We start from the raw sequence: 14,887 nt of genomic DNA, 5'->3' as shown, positions 1-14,887 counted from the left end.
TTGGCAAATCGCCTCGATCACTTCATCGGTTGGCTTTATAGGGATGAGCGCGTAGCCTTTTGACACCACCACATGTGATGAGGGTGTGGGGGCATCCCCCGGTAGGGGCTCGCCATAAAGCAGGTTGAGTTTGGCCCCATTCTCGGCCTCATGGCGCCGGCCGAGTGCCATATCAATGCTCATGTGGATGCAGCCGTGCTTGTCCTCGTACCACCAGCCGACGGCCTCGGTTTTCGACATGACCGGCCTCGCCTGGAGGCGGGAATGATCCCGCAGCCCGATCAAGTACGGGCGCAACACCTGCTGCCATGCGTGCTGCATGCTGTCGGATTTCAGATCCGATCTGCACCCCTCATAGAAATTACCGGCTTCGCGTGCCACGCTTTCCGGCAGATCGGCCAGCAGTGCTGCCTGAGCGCGCAAGTCGAGGTGGAAGGGCAGCTCGCCTCTTGTCTCTTCGCTTTTTGTCATGATCACCATTCTCCTTCGTCGCCGCCCGGTCAGGCGCGCATGGGCATCAGCACTGCCAGGTTGAGGGGATTGTCGCCGGTGGCGCGCAGGATGGCGGGGCTGCTTGCGTCGGCGGCGGAAAGGGTGAGCCTGTCCGTGCCGATCTGCGCCAGCACGTCCAGCACATAGCGGCTGTTGAAGCCGGTCGAGAGGGTGAGGTCGCCATCATAGGCCAGCGTCTCTTCGGCATTGCCGGCGTCCGGATTGGCGACTGTCAGGGTGAGTGTGCCGTCCTCGAAGGTAAACTTCATGGCGCGGCTCTTGTCGCCGGCCACGGTGCCCACGCGGTCCACCGCGGCGCGCAGGCTTGCCGCGTCGATGATGGCCGGTTCCGGCAGATCGCGCGGCACGACACGCTGATACTCCGGAAAGGTGCCGTCGATCAGCTTGGAGGAAAGGCGGGTGCTGCCAAGGTCGAAAGAGATCCGCGCATCCGAGACGGTGAGGGTGATCTCTCCATCCTTCGGCAGGATCTTGGCCAGCACGCCGACGGTCTTTTTCGGGATGATGACGGACGGCATATCGGCGGGCGCTCCACCTTCCAGCAGCACCACGCGCTTGGCCAGCCGGTGACCATCGGTTGCCACCAGCATCACGCCTTCTTCCACCGGGTGGCAGAAAATGCCGTTCAGATAATAGCGCGTCTCTTCCGTCGAAATGGCGAAGGAGACGGCGGCCAGCGCCTCGGCAAAGGCCTTTGCCGGCGCCTGGAACCGGCAGGGTCCGTCGAGCGGTTTCTGCAGCGGGAAATCGCCATCGGGCAGAACCTGCAGCGCAAACTTGGAGCGGCCGGCCTTCAGCCGCATCTGGCCCATGGAGGGATCGGCCGGTTCAAACCCGCAATCGGCGCCATCGGGCAGTTTGCGCACGATATCGTGCAGCAGATGCGCCTGCACCGTGAAGGGGCGGAAATCCGTCCCGAGCGTTGCGGCCATGGTGAGCTGCGCTTCCACATCCATGTCCGTCATGGTGAGCGCGAGACGCGCGGGATCGGCCGCGCGGGCCAGCAGCACGTTAGACAGGATGGGGATGGTGTTGCGCCGCTCGACGACGGCACCAACAAGCGAGAGGGCAGAGAGAAGCGAGGCGCGGGATGCGGTGAGCATGGCGATGGCCTTTACAGTGGAGTGTGTTCAGGGGATTGCGCGGTGGCGGCCGGCAGTTCGGTGAGCGTCAGGCCATCGTCGCCGATGCGAAACAGGATCGTGCCGCTCCAGTAGAAGGTTGCAATGACGACCTCGTGCGGCTCGTCATCCGGCGTCAGCAGAAGAGCCTCGGCATACATCTGCGCGAAATCGTCCAACGTCTCGGCGAAGATCTCGCTCTCATGATCCCAGAAGTGGTTTGCCGTCACCGGCACATCCTCCGGGGGCAAGGTCATTTCATGGTCGAACAGATCGAGTGTGGCCGTGCATCGGGCCGGCGGCGAGATGAGCCCGGCATTGCCGATCATGACGGTGATCTCGCCGTGATCCTCCATCCACTGGAAGCCGATGGTTTGGCCCGGCCCATGCAGGGCAATGAAAGCGCGCTCGCTTTCGTCAATCAGATCGAGGCGTTCCGGCCGCAGTTCGTCAAACCAGGCCTGCGCGGAGGGTAGGCCGGTGGGCAGGGTTTCATCGATCAGGCCGTCCGGGTACCAAAGGCGGGGGCGGGTGGGCGGTTCGGCAGTGAGAGCCATGGCGGTTCGTTCCGGTGGAGAGGATGGCGGGAGGCAGGCAATGCCTCCCGGTGGTTCGGCGGTCAGGCCTTCATTTCCGGGGTGCCGACATAGCCCGGCAGTTCGGTTGCACCCGTCACGCGCGAAAAGGCGCGCTCGACTTCTTCCGTGATCCACTTTTCCGGCTTGTAGAGCTGGTAGAACCAGGTGATAGCGCCCGCCTTCACGCGATAGCGCAGGCGCACCGGAATGCGAACGGCCTCGCCCATGAAGAAAGGCGGGATGCGGATGATGAAGAGGCTCGGCACATTGATGCGTTGGCCGTTGGCATCCTTGTGTTCTTCCTCGAAGGTCAGCTGACCTTCGCCGCTCTGCAGCGTCACGGCATTGGCCACGCGCGTTTCGGCAAACACCTGCAGGCCGCGCGAGAGGGTGACGACATCGTTTGGTGCCGCTACCCGCCCGCCGAGCGTCTGCTGCCAGTGGCGCGCCTCGCCCTCGTCCGGCGTCGTGAGGTCCGGGATATGGTCCTCTATGAACTCGGCAAATTCCTGCTGGTTCATGGGTTGCGCATTGGCGCCCGTCCAGGCCTCCCATTCCTTCGAGAGCGGGAAGGGATAGTGGACGCGGTGCTTGCCGTTGTTGGGGCAGCCGAATTGCTCGATGGCGCCCGGCTGGCCATCCGGCGTCACGTTGCGGGCGTGATAATCGACAATGGTGGTGAAGCTCGGCTTCTGCCAGTCGAAATCGGCGAAGATCACGCTTTCCGGCGTCTGGTGCCGCTGGGTGAGATCGATGAAGCTTTCCAGCGTCTGCACGGTGGCCGTGCCGGATTTGAGGGTGGGGACGATGCGCCACTTCTCGAACTCATCGCGCACCGACAGGATCCGGCCGCTCTTGCGATCGAGCAGCACCGGGATGCTGGACGGCAGGCCGTGCAGGGTTTCCTTCAGGTCGACGACGGTGATGGCCGAGCCGGCATCATCGGCGAGGCGGCGCAGCGCTTCGATGTCGAGAGTGGTGGATGTGGTTTTCTGGTCTTCCATGGTCAAAGGTCTCCGGTTGAGAGGGGAAGAGCGTTACTGGCGGCGGTGGTCGATCTCGCGCGGGCCGGGGAACATGTCGCGCTGCTGCGGATGTTCGGTCGACAGCTGGCCGTCTTCGGTGAGGAAGTAGACGCTGGTCTTGCGCGGCAGCTTCGGCAGCTTGGGCGGCGGGATCTCCGCGTCGATATCGACCATGCCGTTCTTCACCGCGAACTTGAGCTTGAGCGAAACCTCGCCCTTGAACGTGGTCTTGGGCTGGTCGTTCGAGAGGTCCTGGAGCTTCTTCAGCACCATCTGCACCGTCTCGGTCATTTCGGAATTCAGGTCGCCGCTCTCGAGCATGCCGAGCAGGGATTGCGTGTCGCGGATGATGTTCTGCATGGGGTTCACTGTCCTTTTGGGGTGGGGTAGGCATCGTGCAGCACGCCATCCAGCAGACGCCCGGCGGCTTTCTTGCCGAGGCGTGTCATGAGGCGTGCTGGCAGGTTCTCTGGCAAATCGCCGGGGGCAAACTGCCGTCCGTCAGCTGCTAGAAGCGTGTCTGTCGCAGCGTCGAACATGTCGTCCGCTTCTGACGTATCGGCATCGACACTGATGTGGTTTCCGCTGTCGTCGCGGACATCCGATGCTGCCTCCCACCAATCGCCCCATTGCTTGAACAGGAAGGGAACGCCGGCGCTCAAGCACTGATCGCGCAGGCTGCGTGACCAATCGGGGTGCATGGGCCGGGCGCCCGAGCCGCTTTCGCCGCCGCAGACCACCCAATCAAGGAACCTTGCATCTGCTGAAACAAGAGCCTGCCGGTGATATGTCACCTCGTCCCCTGCTGCGATCGCGTCAGCTGGTCGTTTGTACTTGCCCGGCCAGCGGGGATGGACCGGCCACATGTAGCGCCTGATATCTATGCTTCCCAGCATCGGCTCTGCGCTGATCCAGCGCACGGCGGCCGGGGTTCCCAGCAGCACGGGGATGCGATCATCTGCGCGTGGCTGATCTTCGACAGACACGCCGAGCCAGACGTTTGGAAGCGGCCAACGTCGCGGAGGAATTTCTTTTGGATCGCGCCAAGTGAAGGGTGTCGCCTTTAGTGGTTTTGCAGGTGGCGGCGGAAGGAATTTTTGCTTTGATCTTTCCACAAGAATAAATCGATGAGGCTCTGCAAGATAATCCCGCATTCGCTGCGGGCGCTTCGTCAGCACCTGAAAGGTGTGTTGTGGGCAAAGCGCCATCACGGCAAAGACCCGGTCGATCACCTCATCCGGCACGCCCTCGTGAAAGAGGTCGGACGTGGAGTTGACGAAGATGCGGCGCGGTTTCTTCCAGCCGATCGGCGCCATCAGCACCTTGTCGGAGGCTATGCCGATCTTCCCCGTCCACACGGGCCCGGCTTTCGAAGGCTGCACTGTGCCGTGGTAATGCGGGGTGGCCGGGTTGGCGGCCAGGCGCGGGGCAACGCGGCGCATGGCATAGCAGTTGGTGCAGCCTGGCGAGACAAGGCTGCAGCCGGCAATCGGGTTCCAGGTGGCGTCGGTCCACTCGATCGAGGATGTCTCCGACATCAGCGCGTCTCCCGCACGAGCTTGACCTTGGTGATGACGGTTTCGCGCGCCTGCGCCCGTGGCCTTGCACTCTTGCGCGCGGCGTCTGCGGTTTCGGCCGGGATATCGACGGTCGTGCCATCGCCGAAATGGACGCGGAACAGGGGTGTGGTGCTGGACATGCCTATTGCTCCAGAGAGGCTGCGGCGTTAACCGCGCTGACAATCATCAGGGCGATGGCGCTTGCCTGTTCGTCCGGGCGCTCGCCATTGCTGTCGACGGTCAGCACGTCCCGGCCATCGGCATCGAGGACCACGCCGATATCCTCGTCAGAAAGGCGCAGCGGCAGGGTGACGCCCTGATCGGCAAAGCCTGCAATGACGGATGCCGGCGATGGCGCTGCTGGACTTTTGGAAAATTCGATCATGGCAATCAGCCCTCCCGGTTCGGGGTGAAGGTGGCCGCATGGGCGGCGTGAAGCGCGCGGGCGCGGATGAGGGTTTCCTGTCCGCGCAGGCGGGTGAAGATTTTTAGAAACTCTTCCTCGGCCTTCATGGCGCCCCAGGGCTTCAGCGGGTTCTTGCGGGCGCCGAAATCCGGTGTGCGGGCCTTGCGGTGCCTGTCGGCCACATGGATGTTCTGGCCGGCCTGGCTGCCAAACAGGCTGCGGCTTTCGGCGAGCAGCATGCGTTCATCCATGGCAAGCACGGCCGATCTCTGCCGGTTCGTCCAAGCGGTGGGTGGCGGCAGATGGGCGGCGGCATAGATCGCCTCGTCCCAACCCTGGCGGATATCGGCTATCGCGCCCACGAGCTCGCGGCCTGCCTTTTCGCCGGCCCGCGCCGCCAGCTTTGCCCGCAACAGCTCCATGAACGGTCGGGTGTGATCGCCGATAAAATGCTCGTGCGCATCGTGGAGCAGGAAGAGCGCGGCTGTCAGCTCGTCCTCGCCCTCGTTCAACAGGGCTTCGGTTCCCAGCACGCAATGCTGTGACACGGGATAGCCCACGCCATCTGGCACGCCATTGAAGCGGGCGATGCGCGACAGCGTGCCGGCGATGGCGCAGAAATCCACCTCCTCGACCAGCGGCAAAGCCAGATCCATCAGCGAGCCGTCCGGGCGAAAGGCCTCGACGACAGAGGTGCAAAGGGCTGGCATCATGGGAAAATCCTTGGCGACGTGGCGGCGCTGCGCTGGCCGGCCAGTTCACTGGAGGGGGCTGTCCAGACGACGAAGACGACGGCGGCGAGGAGCGTGAAACCGAGGACGTAATTGCGGGTGTTGCTCATCGGGCGGGCTCCGATGGAGTGCCAGAAGGTGCCGGTCTCTCCCGGCTGTCACGTCCATCATCAGACGTTGCAGGCAAGACCGCGCTTGCCTCGCCTACTCGCATCTCCCGTCGAGAGCCGGCAGCCTGTCGGCCGGTAGTTCTCTCCGTTTGTTCGTTGGATGCTTTCGCTCTGGGATAGGTATTGAACAGTGCAGGAACAACTTTTCGCAGATCGACGCCACCGGTAGACCGAAGCGTAAACGACCCATCGCGGTTGATCTTCATGGTCACCGATTTTGAACGCTCACCCATCGTCGTCACTTCTCCCGGCCCAAAAGTGCCGCATCCAGCAAGCGAAGCTCGCCCGTCAGAATGCCGTCGCGGGCGACATCTATCGGTTGCCCGGTACGCTGGGCGACAAGCATGGTCTTGCGAGTGATGGTGAGGCGGCTGCGGAGATCGGAGAGGAGGGCGACATCGTCGCGCTCCTGCTCTTCCAGCTCGGCCACGCGCCGGCTGCTGTCGCTCCAGAAGACATTGTAGGCGAAGGCAAAGGCCATGGCGCCGGCAACCCACCAGCCGGACGCTTCCACCGCCAGGCGCGTGACGGAGCATTGGTCCGCGGCGGCAAGGGCTGCCGCGTCGCCCGTCGTTTCGCCGGTGGCAATCCAGATGCCGATCGCGACGGAGCCGGCCAGAATGGCAGCGGCCGTCATGACACCGCGGCGCGGCTTGGCCGTTTCGGCACGCGGTTTGACGCCCGGATCATCGGGGATGAAGGGTTTCATCGGCTCAAACCCTCGCATTGGCGGCAAGGCGCGCTTCGATCTGCTGCAGGCGCGAGCCCGCGAGATAGAGCGACAGCGGCGCAAGGATGGAGAGGGTGACGATGGCGCAAAGGCCGATGGCGACCGCATTGAACTGCCAGACCGGCGCGGCGCGGCGTCTCGCTGTCGGCAAAGCCGGCGCGCGGACGCCAAAGGGTGTTGTTGAATGATGCATCGGAATGACCTCCATCCGTTTGAGGTGCCGCAGCGGGTGGGCTGCGGCAGGGGCAAGCGGATCAGATCCCGTGGCGGGCGCGCCACAGCCAGATGCGGGCAAAGATGATGTTGGCGAGATCGTCTGCGACGGCGCGCAGACCAAAGGCGGCGCGGCGGACCAGATTGGCCGGCGGCATGTGGTTCCATTCAAGCGATGCGGGGTTCACGGCACTCTCCATCCTGTTTCAAGGGCGCAAACCTGCCGCCGCGCGGGACTGGGGTCGCGCGGGGGTGCGGCGGCAGGGGATTGCGTTTGGAACCGGGTGAGAATGATCACGAGGCACCCGGTATGGACACGGAAGATAAGCGGTACAAATACCGTGTGTCAAGTGGGTTTACCGGTAAATGTACCGAGATTCGGCGTGCGGTATTTTAGTGCTGTTGCACGTCCCTCTTGCGCTGTGCCCCGTGCCCGCTAGCATTGCGGCTGCACGGTGATCGCGCGGGGGAGATTGGGCATGGGTGTTTGGCTGGCAGTGGGCGTTGTCGCCCTGTTTTGCTGGGTGATGATCAAGTTCACCGGCAAGGCACCGAAGCATTCCCAACCGACCATGGCCGACGATCAGAAGGATATTGCGCAGGTCCGAATCACTCTTTCTTCCAGCGCGCCGCCTGCGGTCGCGTCACGGGCTCCGATTTCCTTGCCGGATGAGCCTTACGACTATCTGATCGATTATGGTGACTTCGGCGGTACGCCGACACGCCGCAAGATCAGGGTTGTCGAGATCGAGGGAGGCAGGGGCGCCGTCTACATCCGTGCCTTCTGCCTGATGCGGCAGGCAGAGCGGACATTCCGCGCCGACCGGATTTCGGCCGCCGTCACGTCAGATGGCGAGATTATCGACGACCCGGAAGCGCATTTTTTCCAGTTGCTGCCGGAGCATCAGCGGCCGGACCCCGACCATGACGCGGTGATGGCGCGGGCGAGGGGTGGGCTCGATCTGTTGATCTGGATCGCCAATGCCGACCGGCAGATTTCTATCGATGAAAAGGAGGAGCTGCTTGCCTTCATCGAAATGCGCAAGGGCATTGCCGGGAAAGGCTATGCCGACCTCGGCTGGAGCCGGGCAAAGGCCACTCGGTACATCGACGAGGCGCGCCCGACGCTTGCGACGGCAAGTGGATACCTGGCGAGGATCAGCCGGACGGGAAAGGAATATGCGCTGGTAAAGACCTCAGCCGAGGCAGTCTCAGTGTTCGGGGCAGAGGCGGGGCGTCGGCGATATCGGCAGCTCTTCCCCGCCAGAGGCTAAAGCGCAAACAGTTCGTTGGTGCTCATGACCTTGTGGATTTCGGCGCCCTCGCGGCGAATTTCCACGGTGCTGCCGGCTGGTTTGTGCTTGCGAAGGGTGATGGAGAGTTCGCTGCGGCCTTCCAGGACGCCAAGGGTCGCGACATTGCGGTTGTCCTCGATGCTGCGATAGCGCACCACGACGACTTCACCGGTGCGGGGCGGCCGGTTCGGGTTGATGAAAATCAGATCGCCCGGTGAGAACTGCGGCTCCATCGAGGACCCCTCGACATAGAGCGCATAGGCGTGGCGATTGCTGCGCAGGCCGATGGGACGCGACACTTCATCGATCACATCGTCCTCGACGAGGAAGGAGCCTCTTGCCAGCGAACCGCCGGCCGTACCGTAAACAGGAACATCTTCCATGGTCACAAAGCGCCGGTCGGGAAGGGTGGGCATCCGGATCGAGGGCGCGCTGTCGGCGAGTGGAAGGTCTTCCTCCGGCGAGCTCGTCTTGGCGAAGTTCGGAGGCAGCTCTTCGGCGAAGCTCGCCACCATGGCGTCACCATAGATCAGCCAGTTCACGGTGGTGTGCAGCGTCGCCGCCAGCTTTTCCAGCGTAGCCAGACTGGGTGTTACGTTCTTGTCCGGCCGTATCCAGTTGCGCAGGCTGCCGACGCCGAGCGATGACATGCGCTCGACCTCGGCAATCTTCAGGCCGATCTGGGTCGCGCGGCTTTTGACGCGCCCGTGGATGGCCGCACGGCGGCTCGCGATATCCTTGTGTTCCATGCGGTAAATGTACCTTTTAGAAAAACCGTAAAATAGTGGTACATGAACCGTTGACAGGCCCGGTATTTGTACCGCATATTGCCGGTATGATTACCGTGGCAAATTTCATGATGTTGGTCGAAACCTATGCAGCCGCCTCGCGAAAGGCGGAGGCGACCGTTTCTGCCTATCTGTTCAACGATGGAAAGCGCATCGGCGAGGTCCGGTCAGGATCCGATATCGGTGTGCGCCGTCTGGAGCGTGCCGTCGTGTGGTTGTCCGCTCATTGGCCGCAGGGCGTGGCTTGGCCGGAAGGCATTCCGCGTCCTGCTGTGCCGGACGGTGAGAAGCCCCCAGTGGAGGCTGCCGAATGATGCGATCCTCCCGTTGTTCCCCCGCGCGGTCGTTTCCCTGCCGCGCTGCTTGCCAGCCGGTGCGATCAATCCGCCCGGCTGGCCTTTTATCCCGCTCGCGTCCGGCTGCCTCCCGGCCGCGCGCCGGTTCCGGCGGCCCACTCCTCCCGGGCTGCCGGAACCGGGTCTTTCTGCCGCAGGCCGGCATGTTGCCTTGGCTCCATCGCCGTTCTGCCTCTGAGTTTTGTGCATCGAAACCTCCATCGGGGTGATGCACCTGACGTAGCGTGAACCACGCGCGTCTTCACGGAAACAATTGGTTGTCACTTTTTCCTTGACCAGCTTTCAGGGGTCTCTTCATGCGCGCTTTTTCCAGCTTAACGGCCACGGCCCTCAAGGCGGCCACGATTTCCGGCTTCGAGGCGGTGGGTGGCGTGTCCCGCGCGTCCGATCTTCTCGGCGTCGGAGCGGGCACATTGTCCAAATATGCCTCCACCTCGGAAGAGTGGAGCCGGAATTTCATCCGCGTGGACCTGGCCGTGGCGCTCGATGCAGCATCGGGCCACCCGTTCATTACGGGGGCGATGGGTGAACTGCTCGGCGCACGCCGACCGCAGACTTTTGGCGAACTGACGGCGGCTGCCGTGCTGAAACTCAACGGACTTCTGGATGACGTGGTGCGCGAGGTGGCGCTTGCCATCGACGACGGCCATGTGGATGCCGCCGAACGCCAGGCGGTCAAGGCGCGCATCGTGCCCGCCATGCAGGCGCTGGCGCAGCTCGATGCGATCATTTCCCGGGTGATGGCATGACAGTGACGGGAACCTATGGCGAGGAGAGGTTCGTCGCCATCTGCAAGCTTCTGCCCGATGACCCGGACCAGGCGGTGCATCTTGCCATTTCCGTGGCGGCTGCCGCCTGTATTTCCGCCGGTGTAAAGGATGACAAGGCGCTTTCCGCCTTCGACCACGCCATCGGCACCTTGCGTCGGCTCGGCCACGGTAAGGTGGTGCAGTGATGGGCGTGCGCAAGGTGACGGCCTGCTACATCGACGCCATCATGGCCCATCAAGGCGTATCCGCGATCGAGGAATACTACCTTGACGACCTGCGTTTGGTCGACCGCGAGACTATCCTTGAGGTTGAGGCTGGGCGCGATTGGAGGGGGCCGCGTCGACTGATCAACGCCCGGCGCGGTGTGCCATTTGCTCTTCGCCTGATCAGAGGGTTTGAAGGGGAGGCGACGCGATGAACGTGCACGCCTCCTATCTCGATTTTCTGAAAGCCAAGGTGCAGATGGCGCCGGATGGAGGGTTCGAGGTTTCGCTGGACGAGATCAACCCGCTGCTTCTGCCGCACCAGAAGGCCATTGTCGTCTGGGCCTGCCGGGGCGGGCGACGCGCAATCTTTGCCAAGTTTGGCCTGGGCAAATCCGTGGTGCAGATCGAGATCCTGCGGCTCGTCCTGTGCCGCTTCGGCGGGCGCGGGCTGCTGGTCGCGCCGCTCGGTGTTCGCCAGGAGTTTCGCCGCGATGCCCATATGCTGGCGACGGGCGATCATCCGCGTATCACCGATGCGCAGCGCGTGGCGCTTGCGGCTTGGCAGGCCGGGTGGCCGGACAGGGTGCCGGGCTTCACCTTCATCCGGTCGATCGAGGAATGCGGCGAAACCGGGCTCTACATGACGAACTACGAGACGGTGCGGGACGGCAAGCTCGACCCGCGCCTGTTCGATGTGGCGAGCCTCGACGAGGCCTCATGCCTGCGCGGCTTTGGCGGCTCAAAGACATTCCGCGAGTTCATGCGGCTGTTTGACGGGGTGCGCTTCAAGTTCGTGGCGACGGCCACGCCGAGCCCGAACCAGTTTATCGAGCTTCTGGCCTATTCGGCCTTTCTCGAAGTCATGGATATCGGACAGGCGAAGACCAGGTTCTTCAAGCGGAATTCGGAAAAGGCCGACACGCTGACCATCCACCCGCACAAGCAGAAGGAGTTCTGGCTGTGGGTGGCAAGCTGGGCGCTGTTTGTCCAGAAGCCCTCCGATCTCGGCTTTTCCGACGAGGGCTATGACCTGCCGCCGATGGTGGTGCACTGGCACGAGCTGCCCGCCGATCATGCAGGCGCCGGTACCGAAAAGAACGGGCAGGGGCGGCTGTTGCGCAACGCTTCCGCCTCGCTCTCGGATGCCGCCCGCGAAAAGCGCGACAGCCTGCCCGCCCGCATCGAAAAGCTGATGGAGTTGCGCGCCGAGAACCCGGATGCGCACCGCCTGATCTGGCACGATCTGGAGGCCGAGCGCGAGGCGCTGGAAGCGGCCATCCCGGGCCTTGCCACCGTTTACGGCTGCCAAGGCCTCGACGAGCGGGAAGAGATCATCTGCGGCTTTTCCGACGGGCGCATTCCGGAGCTTGCGGGGAAACCCTCGATGCTCGGGTCGGGCCCCAACTTCCAGTACCACTGCGCCTGGGAAATCTTTCTCGGCATTGGCTTCAAGTTCAACGACTTCATCCAGGGCGTCCACCGCATCTACCGCTTCATGCAGGACCGCGAAGTGCGTCTCGACCTCATCTACACCGAGGCCGAGCGGCCGGTGCGCGACAACCTGCAGGACAAGTGGAACCGCCACGAGGAGCAGATGGAGATCATGACCGGCATCATCAAGGAATATGGCCTCTCGGCCGCGGCCATGGCCGATACGCTGACCCGTTCGCTCGGCGTCGAGCGCATCGAGGTGACGGGCGAGGGATACCGCATCGTCAACAATGATTGCGTACTGGAAACGCAGGGCATGGCCGAAAACAGCGTCGACCTGATCGTGACCTCGATCCCGTTTTCGACGCAGTACGAATACAGCCCGAACTACGCGGATTTCGGCCACACGGACGATAACGGTCATTTCTGGAAACAGATGGATTTTCTCATCCCGCAGCTGTTGCGGGTGCTGTCCCCCGGTCGCATTGCCGCCATCCATGTGAAGGATCGCATCGTGCCGGGTGGGCTTACGGGGCTTGGCTTCCAGACCGTCTATCCGTTTTCCGATGATTGCATCCGTGCCTTTCAGGCGCACGGCTTTGCCTTCCTGTCGCGCAAGACGATCACCACCGATGTGGTGCGCGAGAACAACCAGACCTATCGGCTCGGCTGGTCCGAGCAATGCAAGGACGGGTCTCGCATGGGCAATGGCATGCCGGAATATCTGCTGATCTTCCGCAAGCCGCCGACAGACGCCAGCAATGGCTATGCCGACCGGCCGGTGAAGAAGGACAAGCGCATGTGGGACGGTGCGGCGGGCGCCTGGTCGAACGACCATGGTTACAGCCGGGCGCGCTGGCAGCTGGACGCCCATGGCTACATGCCATCCTCGGGCGACCGGCAGTTGACGCCGTCCGATCTGGCCGGGCTGGAGCATCACCAGATCTATAAGCTGTGGAAGCGCTACAGCCTCGAGGCGGTCTATGATTTCGAGCATCATGTGAAGATTGCCGAGCATCTGGAGGAGAAGGGCGCGCTGCCTTCCACCTTCATGCTGCTGCCGCCGCATTCCGCCCATGACGACGTGTGGACGGATGTTGCCCGGATGCTGTCGATGAACACGCTGCAGGCGCAGGCGGGCCGGGAAATGCATCTCTGCCCGCTGCAGTTCGATATCGTGGACCGCTGCATCCAGCAATACACGGAAAAGGGCGAGACGGTGTTCGACCCGTTCGGCGGGCTGATGACGGTGCCTTACCGCGCCATCCGCCACGGCCGGCGGGGCGAGGCCTGCGAACTGAACCCGGCCTATTTTCTCGACGGCTGCAAATATGTCGAAGCGGCGGCGCGCGCGATGGCGATGCCAAGCCTGTTCGACCTGATGGGAGCGGCCGAATGACCGCGCCCGCTCCCTTCTTCCTGGTGACGGACAATGCCCGCGAGGCGGCACTGACGCTGTTTGCGCGCGAGCCGGCGCTGTTGCCGGCCTTCGTGACGCTGGTCTGTGACCCGGCCGGTATCGAGGCCATTCCGACCGGCGCACGCGCCATTGCCTATTGGGCCCATGCGCGGGGGCTTCTGGCCGAACTGTGGCGCGAGCAGCGTTCGCGGCTGCGGGTTTCCGAGGGCTGGCAGATTTTTGACGAAATCACCGCTTGGCGGGCTGCGATCTGGCGCGACGATGCACCGGCCGCCGTGCCGTCCGCACCGCTGACGCCTGCCCATTCGGCGCCTTCCCCGACTCCCGCAGCCAGACAGACGAGGTGGCACTGATGCCCGATTTTTCCTTCTTCGGCGTCGCACCGCTCGACCCGAAACGCTTTGCCGCCATGACGCCGGCGCTTCAGACGGAAGCGGTTTTGCTGATGGTGGAGCGGGGCGAAGGGTTTGCCCGCATCATGAGCGCCACCGGGCTGGATTGGGGCGGGCTTACCCGCCTTCGATCGGCAAAGCCGCTGTTTCGTCTGGAGCAATTCGATCGGGTGGAGAAGGTTTCCGGCGCCTTGCTTTCACCGGAGGAATGCGAGGCGCGGCGCAAGGGCTTTGCCGGGTCGAACGCGGCCAAGGTTCTGGCCTTTCTGCATGGGCAGGCCGGGCCGCTCCGGATTTCTTTGAGGCGGATCGAGGAGGGCGCCGGGATCGGTGCCTCGTCCGGCACGCTTCCGATGCGGCTTTTGCAGGATCTTGGCTTTCTTGAGCGGCTGGAGCCGCCGCGGGGGTTGAGCCCGGCGCTCTGGCAGTTGACGCCGGAGGGCGTGCGCGCGGCAGACGATCTTCTGACAAAGGCCGCGCCCCATGGCCGGTGAGCGCACTCCCATTCTTCTCATCGCGGCCGAGACGGTGCGCGATGGCCGCGAGGTGGTGACGCAGCTCGGCTTCAAAGGCGCCATGGCGCTTGGCCATGTGCGCATCGTCACCGAACCGCACGGCCTTCGCGGGTGGCGGGCGGGCACGCCGGTTCTGTTTCTCTGCGCCATTTCCAGCCATGGCCGGGGCCATGCCTGCCTTTCCAATGAAATGCTCGACGCGCTGACCGTCAAGACGGCGCGCGGCATCGGATTTTATCAAGGGAGTGATGCGATGACGATCGGTCTTCACAAGGCGGATCCGCGCAAGGCCACGTCTTCGGCCATGAGCGGCAGGATGGATGAGACCAAGGCGCTCGCCGCCATCATCCTGTGGAATTCCGGGCATTTCGACACGTTCGAAATCAGCAAGGTGCTGGATGTGGGCGAGGACGCGGTGTGCCGCACGCTGCATGCGGCGCGCACAGTGGTGCGGGAGGGCGGGCGATGAACATGCATGCGCCATCGCTCTTCGCGGGCACCATTCTGGCGGGCCTTGCGCTCGCCGCACCGGCGGGCCGCCCGCTGATCATCGACAGCTTTGCCGGGGGCGGCGGCGCTTCTACCGGCATTGAGCAGGCGCTTGGCCGCTCGCCGGATTATGCCATCAACCACAATGAGTGGGCGCTGCGCCTGCATGAAGTGAACCA

23 protein-coding genes and 1 pseudogene are annotated in these 14,887 nt (G+C 63.5%); 10 read left to right on the top strand and 14 right to left on the bottom strand.

Annotated elements, in window-relative coordinates; all coding sequences use genetic code 11:
• The 13 genes from ACEXP3_RS24430 to ACEXP3_RS24370 all read right to left on the bottom strand — a co-directional run.
• Nucleotides 1–471, bottom strand: a 471-nt coding sequence (locus ACEXP3_RS24430; protein ID WP_377299776.1) for a hypothetical protein, incomplete at its 3' end; no start/stop codon positions are given.
• Nucleotides 472–500: 29 nt separating this feature from the next.
• The gene (gene dnaN / locus ACEXP3_RS24425; protein ID WP_377299775.1) at nucleotides 501–1,616 is read right to left on the bottom strand and encodes a DNA polymerase III subunit beta; all 1,116 of its coding nucleotides are present in this window, start codon (nucleotides 1,614–1,616) and stop codon (nucleotides 501–503) included.
• A gap of 11 nt (nucleotides 1,617–1,627) precedes the next feature.
• A complete protein-coding gene (locus ACEXP3_RS24420) occupies nucleotides 1,628–2,191 on the bottom strand; it encodes a hypothetical protein (protein WP_377299774.1) in 564 nt (187 codons plus the stop codon).
• 62 nt (nucleotides 2,192–2,253) lie between these two features.
• Nucleotides 2,254–3,216: a DUF2303 family protein gene (locus ACEXP3_RS24415; protein ID WP_377299773.1), complete on the bottom strand. Its 963-nt coding sequence runs from the start codon at nucleotides 3,214–3,216 to the stop codon at nucleotides 2,254–2,256.
• A gap of 33 nt (nucleotides 3,217–3,249) precedes the next feature.
• Nucleotides 3,250–3,597: a YfdP family phage-associated protein gene (locus ACEXP3_RS24410; protein ID WP_377299772.1), complete on the bottom strand. Its 348-nt coding sequence runs from the start codon at nucleotides 3,595–3,597 to the stop codon at nucleotides 3,250–3,252.
• A gap of 5 nt (nucleotides 3,598–3,602) precedes the next feature.
• Complete coding sequence (locus tag ACEXP3_RS24405) at nucleotides 3,603–4,775, bottom strand: DUF5131 family protein (protein WP_377299771.1); 1,173 nt, start codon at nucleotides 4,773–4,775, stop codon at nucleotides 3,603–3,605.
• Nucleotides 4,775–4,936, bottom strand: coding sequence for a hypothetical protein (locus ACEXP3_RS24400; RefSeq protein ID WP_377299770.1), 162 nt, complete (start codon nucleotides 4,934–4,936; stop codon nucleotides 4,775–4,777). The genes ACEXP3_RS24405 and ACEXP3_RS24400 overlap by 1 nt, the downstream gene beginning before the upstream one ends.
• Nucleotides 4,937–4,938: 2 nt before the next feature.
• The gene (locus ACEXP3_RS24395) at nucleotides 4,939–5,181 is read right to left on the bottom strand and encodes a hypothetical protein (RefSeq protein WP_377299769.1); all 243 of its coding nucleotides are present in this window, start codon (nucleotides 5,179–5,181) and stop codon (nucleotides 4,939–4,941) included.
• 5 nt (nucleotides 5,182–5,186) lie between these two features.
• Nucleotides 5,187–5,915 carry a hypothetical protein gene (locus ACEXP3_RS24390; protein WP_377299768.1) on the bottom strand — a complete coding sequence of 243 codons (729 nt, stop codon included), beginning with the start codon at nucleotides 5,913–5,915 and terminating at the stop codon, nucleotides 5,187–5,189.
• Complete coding sequence (locus tag ACEXP3_RS24385; RefSeq protein ID WP_377299767.1) at nucleotides 5,912–6,043, bottom strand: hypothetical protein; 132 nt, start codon at nucleotides 6,041–6,043, stop codon at nucleotides 5,912–5,914. The genes ACEXP3_RS24390 and ACEXP3_RS24385 overlap by 4 nt, the downstream gene beginning before the upstream one ends.
• 298 nt (nucleotides 6,044–6,341) lie before the next feature.
• Nucleotides 6,342–6,812: a hypothetical protein gene (locus tag ACEXP3_RS24380; protein WP_377299766.1), complete on the bottom strand. Its 471-nt coding sequence runs from the start codon at nucleotides 6,810–6,812 to the stop codon at nucleotides 6,342–6,344.
• 4 nt (nucleotides 6,813–6,816) lie between these two features.
• The gene (locus ACEXP3_RS24375) at nucleotides 6,817–7,026 is read right to left on the bottom strand and encodes a hypothetical protein (protein WP_377299765.1); all 210 of its coding nucleotides are present in this window, start codon (nucleotides 7,024–7,026) and stop codon (nucleotides 6,817–6,819) included.
• A gap of 61 nt (nucleotides 7,027–7,087) precedes the next feature.
• On the bottom strand, nucleotides 7,088–7,234 hold the full coding sequence (locus ACEXP3_RS24370) for a hypothetical protein (RefSeq protein ID WP_377299764.1): 147 nt from the start codon (nucleotides 7,232–7,234) through the stop codon (nucleotides 7,088–7,090).
• 291 nt (nucleotides 7,235–7,525) lie between these two features.
• Between ACEXP3_RS24370 and ACEXP3_RS24365 the strand changes: the two genes are divergently transcribed.
• Entirely contained in the window at nucleotides 7,526–8,320 is a 795-nt protein-coding gene (locus ACEXP3_RS24365; RefSeq protein ID WP_377299763.1) for a WYL domain-containing protein, read from the top strand.
• On the opposite strand, the gene ACEXP3_RS24360 is transcribed toward ACEXP3_RS24365, so the two are convergent.
• Nucleotides 8,317–9,090: a LexA family transcriptional regulator gene (locus ACEXP3_RS24360; protein ID WP_377299762.1), complete on the bottom strand. Its 774-nt coding sequence runs from the start codon at nucleotides 9,088–9,090 to the stop codon at nucleotides 8,317–8,319. The genes ACEXP3_RS24365 and ACEXP3_RS24360 overlap by 4 nt on opposite strands.
• A 107-nt stretch (nucleotides 9,091–9,197) precedes the next feature.
• Between ACEXP3_RS24360 and ACEXP3_RS24355 the strand changes: the two genes are divergently transcribed.
• The 9 genes and pseudogenes from ACEXP3_RS24355 to ACEXP3_RS24315 all read left to right on the top strand — a co-directional run.
• Nucleotides 9,198–9,443: a hypothetical protein gene (locus ACEXP3_RS24355; protein WP_377299761.1), complete on the top strand. Its 246-nt coding sequence runs from the start codon at nucleotides 9,198–9,200 to the stop codon at nucleotides 9,441–9,443.
• 338 nt (nucleotides 9,444–9,781) lie between these two features.
• Entirely contained in the window at nucleotides 9,782–10,234 is a 453-nt protein-coding gene (locus ACEXP3_RS24350; RefSeq protein ID WP_377299760.1) for a hypothetical protein, read from the top strand.
• On the top strand, nucleotides 10,231–10,440 hold the full coding sequence (locus ACEXP3_RS24345) for a hypothetical protein (protein WP_377299759.1): 210 nt from the start codon (nucleotides 10,231–10,233) through the stop codon (nucleotides 10,438–10,440). Before ACEXP3_RS24350 ends, ACEXP3_RS24345 begins: the two co-directional genes overlap by 4 nt.
• On the top strand, nucleotides 10,440–10,673 hold the full coding sequence (locus ACEXP3_RS24340) for a hypothetical protein (RefSeq protein ID WP_377299758.1): 234 nt from the start codon (nucleotides 10,440–10,442) through the stop codon (nucleotides 10,671–10,673). Before ACEXP3_RS24345 ends, ACEXP3_RS24340 begins: the two co-directional genes overlap by 1 nt.
• Before the next feature lie 1,535 nt (nucleotides 10,674–12,208).
• A complete protein-coding gene (locus tag ACEXP3_RS24335; RefSeq protein ID WP_377299777.1) occupies nucleotides 12,209–13,291 on the top strand; it encodes a DNA methyltransferase in 1,083 nt (360 codons plus the stop codon).
• Nucleotides 13,288–13,665 (top strand): hypothetical protein, encoded by a 378-nt coding sequence (locus tag ACEXP3_RS24330; RefSeq protein WP_377299757.1) that lies wholly within the window; start codon nucleotides 13,288–13,290, stop codon nucleotides 13,663–13,665. Before ACEXP3_RS24335 ends, ACEXP3_RS24330 begins: the two co-directional genes overlap by 4 nt.
• Nucleotides 13,665–14,198 carry a hypothetical protein gene (locus ACEXP3_RS24325; protein ID WP_377299756.1) on the top strand — a complete coding sequence of 178 codons (534 nt, stop codon included), beginning with the start codon at nucleotides 13,665–13,667 and terminating at the stop codon, nucleotides 14,196–14,198. Before ACEXP3_RS24330 ends, ACEXP3_RS24325 begins: the two co-directional genes overlap by 1 nt.
• On the top strand, nucleotides 14,188–14,688 hold the full coding sequence (locus ACEXP3_RS24320) for a hypothetical protein (protein WP_377299755.1): 501 nt from the start codon (nucleotides 14,188–14,190) through the stop codon (nucleotides 14,686–14,688). The genes ACEXP3_RS24325 and ACEXP3_RS24320 overlap by 11 nt, the downstream gene beginning before the upstream one ends.
• A gap of 2 nt (nucleotides 14,689–14,690) precedes the next feature.
• A pseudogene (locus tag ACEXP3_RS24315) lies at nucleotides 14,691–14,887 on the top strand (DNA cytosine methyltransferase); the annotation flags it as partial.

The organism is Neorhizobium fuzhouense (assembly GCF_042611105.1).
In the GTDB taxonomy this organism is placed as follows: Bacteria; Pseudomonadota; Alphaproteobacteria; order Rhizobiales; family Rhizobiaceae; genus Neorhizobium; species Neorhizobium galegae_A.
The sequence above is the reverse complement of the archived record's forward strand: the minus strand, read 5'-3'. Positions and strand labels throughout refer to the sequence as shown.

Excerpts from the sequence above, each read along its gene's own strand:
- dnaN (WP_377299775.1), bottom strand. The coding sequence starts at position 1,616 with ATGCTCACCGCATCCCGCGCCTCGCTTCTCTCTGCCCTCTCGCTTGTT.
- ACEXP3_RS24420 (WP_377299774.1), bottom strand. The coding sequence starts at position 2,191 with ATGGCTCTCACTGCCGAACCGCCCACCCGCCCCCGCCTTTGGTACCCG.
- ACEXP3_RS24415 (WP_377299773.1), bottom strand. The coding sequence starts at position 3,216 with ATGGAAGACCAGAAAACCACATCCACCACTCTCGACATCGAAGCGCTG.
- ACEXP3_RS24410 (WP_377299772.1), bottom strand. The coding sequence starts at position 3,597 with ATGCAGAACATCATCCGCGACACGCAATCCCTGCTCGGCATGCTCGAG.
- ACEXP3_RS24405 (WP_377299771.1), bottom strand. The coding sequence starts at position 4,775 with ATGTCGGAGACATCCTCGATCGAGTGGACCGACGCCACCTGGAACCCG.
- ACEXP3_RS24400 (WP_377299770.1), bottom strand. The coding sequence starts at position 4,936 with ATGTCCAGCACCACACCCCTGTTCCGCGTCCATTTCGGCGATGGCACG.
- ACEXP3_RS24395 (WP_377299769.1), bottom strand. The coding sequence starts at position 5,181 with ATGATCGAATTTTCCAAAAGTCCAGCAGCGCCATCGCCGGCATCCGTC.
- ACEXP3_RS24390 (WP_377299768.1), bottom strand. The coding sequence starts at position 5,915 with ATGATGCCAGCCCTTTGCACCTCTGTCGTCGAGGCCTTTCGCCCGGAC.
- ACEXP3_RS24385 (WP_377299767.1), bottom strand. The coding sequence starts at position 6,043 with ATGAGCAACACCCGCAATTACGTCCTCGGTTTCACGCTCCTCGCCGCC.
- ACEXP3_RS24380 (WP_377299766.1), bottom strand. The coding sequence starts at position 6,812 with ATGAAACCCTTCATCCCCGATGATCCGGGCGTCAAACCGCGTGCCGAA.
- ACEXP3_RS24375 (WP_377299765.1), bottom strand. The coding sequence starts at position 7,026 with ATGCATCATTCAACAACACCCTTTGGCGTCCGCGCGCCGGCTTTGCCG.
- ACEXP3_RS24365 (WP_377299763.1), top strand. The coding sequence starts at position 7,526 with ATGGGTGTTTGGCTGGCAGTGGGCGTTGTCGCCCTGTTTTGCTGGGTG.
- ACEXP3_RS24360 (WP_377299762.1), bottom strand. The coding sequence starts at position 9,090 with ATGGAACACAAGGATATCGCGAGCCGCCGTGCGGCCATCCACGGGCGC.
- ACEXP3_RS24355 (WP_377299761.1), top strand. The coding sequence starts at position 9,198 with ATGATGTTGGTCGAAACCTATGCAGCCGCCTCGCGAAAGGCGGAGGCG.
- ACEXP3_RS24350 (WP_377299760.1), top strand. The coding sequence starts at position 9,782 with ATGCGCGCTTTTTCCAGCTTAACGGCCACGGCCCTCAAGGCGGCCACG.
- ACEXP3_RS24345 (WP_377299759.1), top strand. The coding sequence starts at position 10,231 with ATGACAGTGACGGGAACCTATGGCGAGGAGAGGTTCGTCGCCATCTGC.
- ACEXP3_RS24340 (WP_377299758.1), top strand. The coding sequence starts at position 10,440 with ATGGGCGTGCGCAAGGTGACGGCCTGCTACATCGACGCCATCATGGCC.
- ACEXP3_RS24335 (WP_377299777.1), top strand. The coding sequence starts at position 12,209 with ATGGCCGAAAACAGCGTCGACCTGATCGTGACCTCGATCCCGTTTTCG.
- ACEXP3_RS24330 (WP_377299757.1), top strand. The coding sequence starts at position 13,288 with ATGACCGCGCCCGCTCCCTTCTTCCTGGTGACGGACAATGCCCGCGAG.
- ACEXP3_RS24325 (WP_377299756.1), top strand. The coding sequence starts at position 13,665 with ATGCCCGATTTTTCCTTCTTCGGCGTCGCACCGCTCGACCCGAAACGC.
- ACEXP3_RS24320 (WP_377299755.1), top strand. The coding sequence starts at position 14,188 with ATGGCCGGTGAGCGCACTCCCATTCTTCTCATCGCGGCCGAGACGGTG.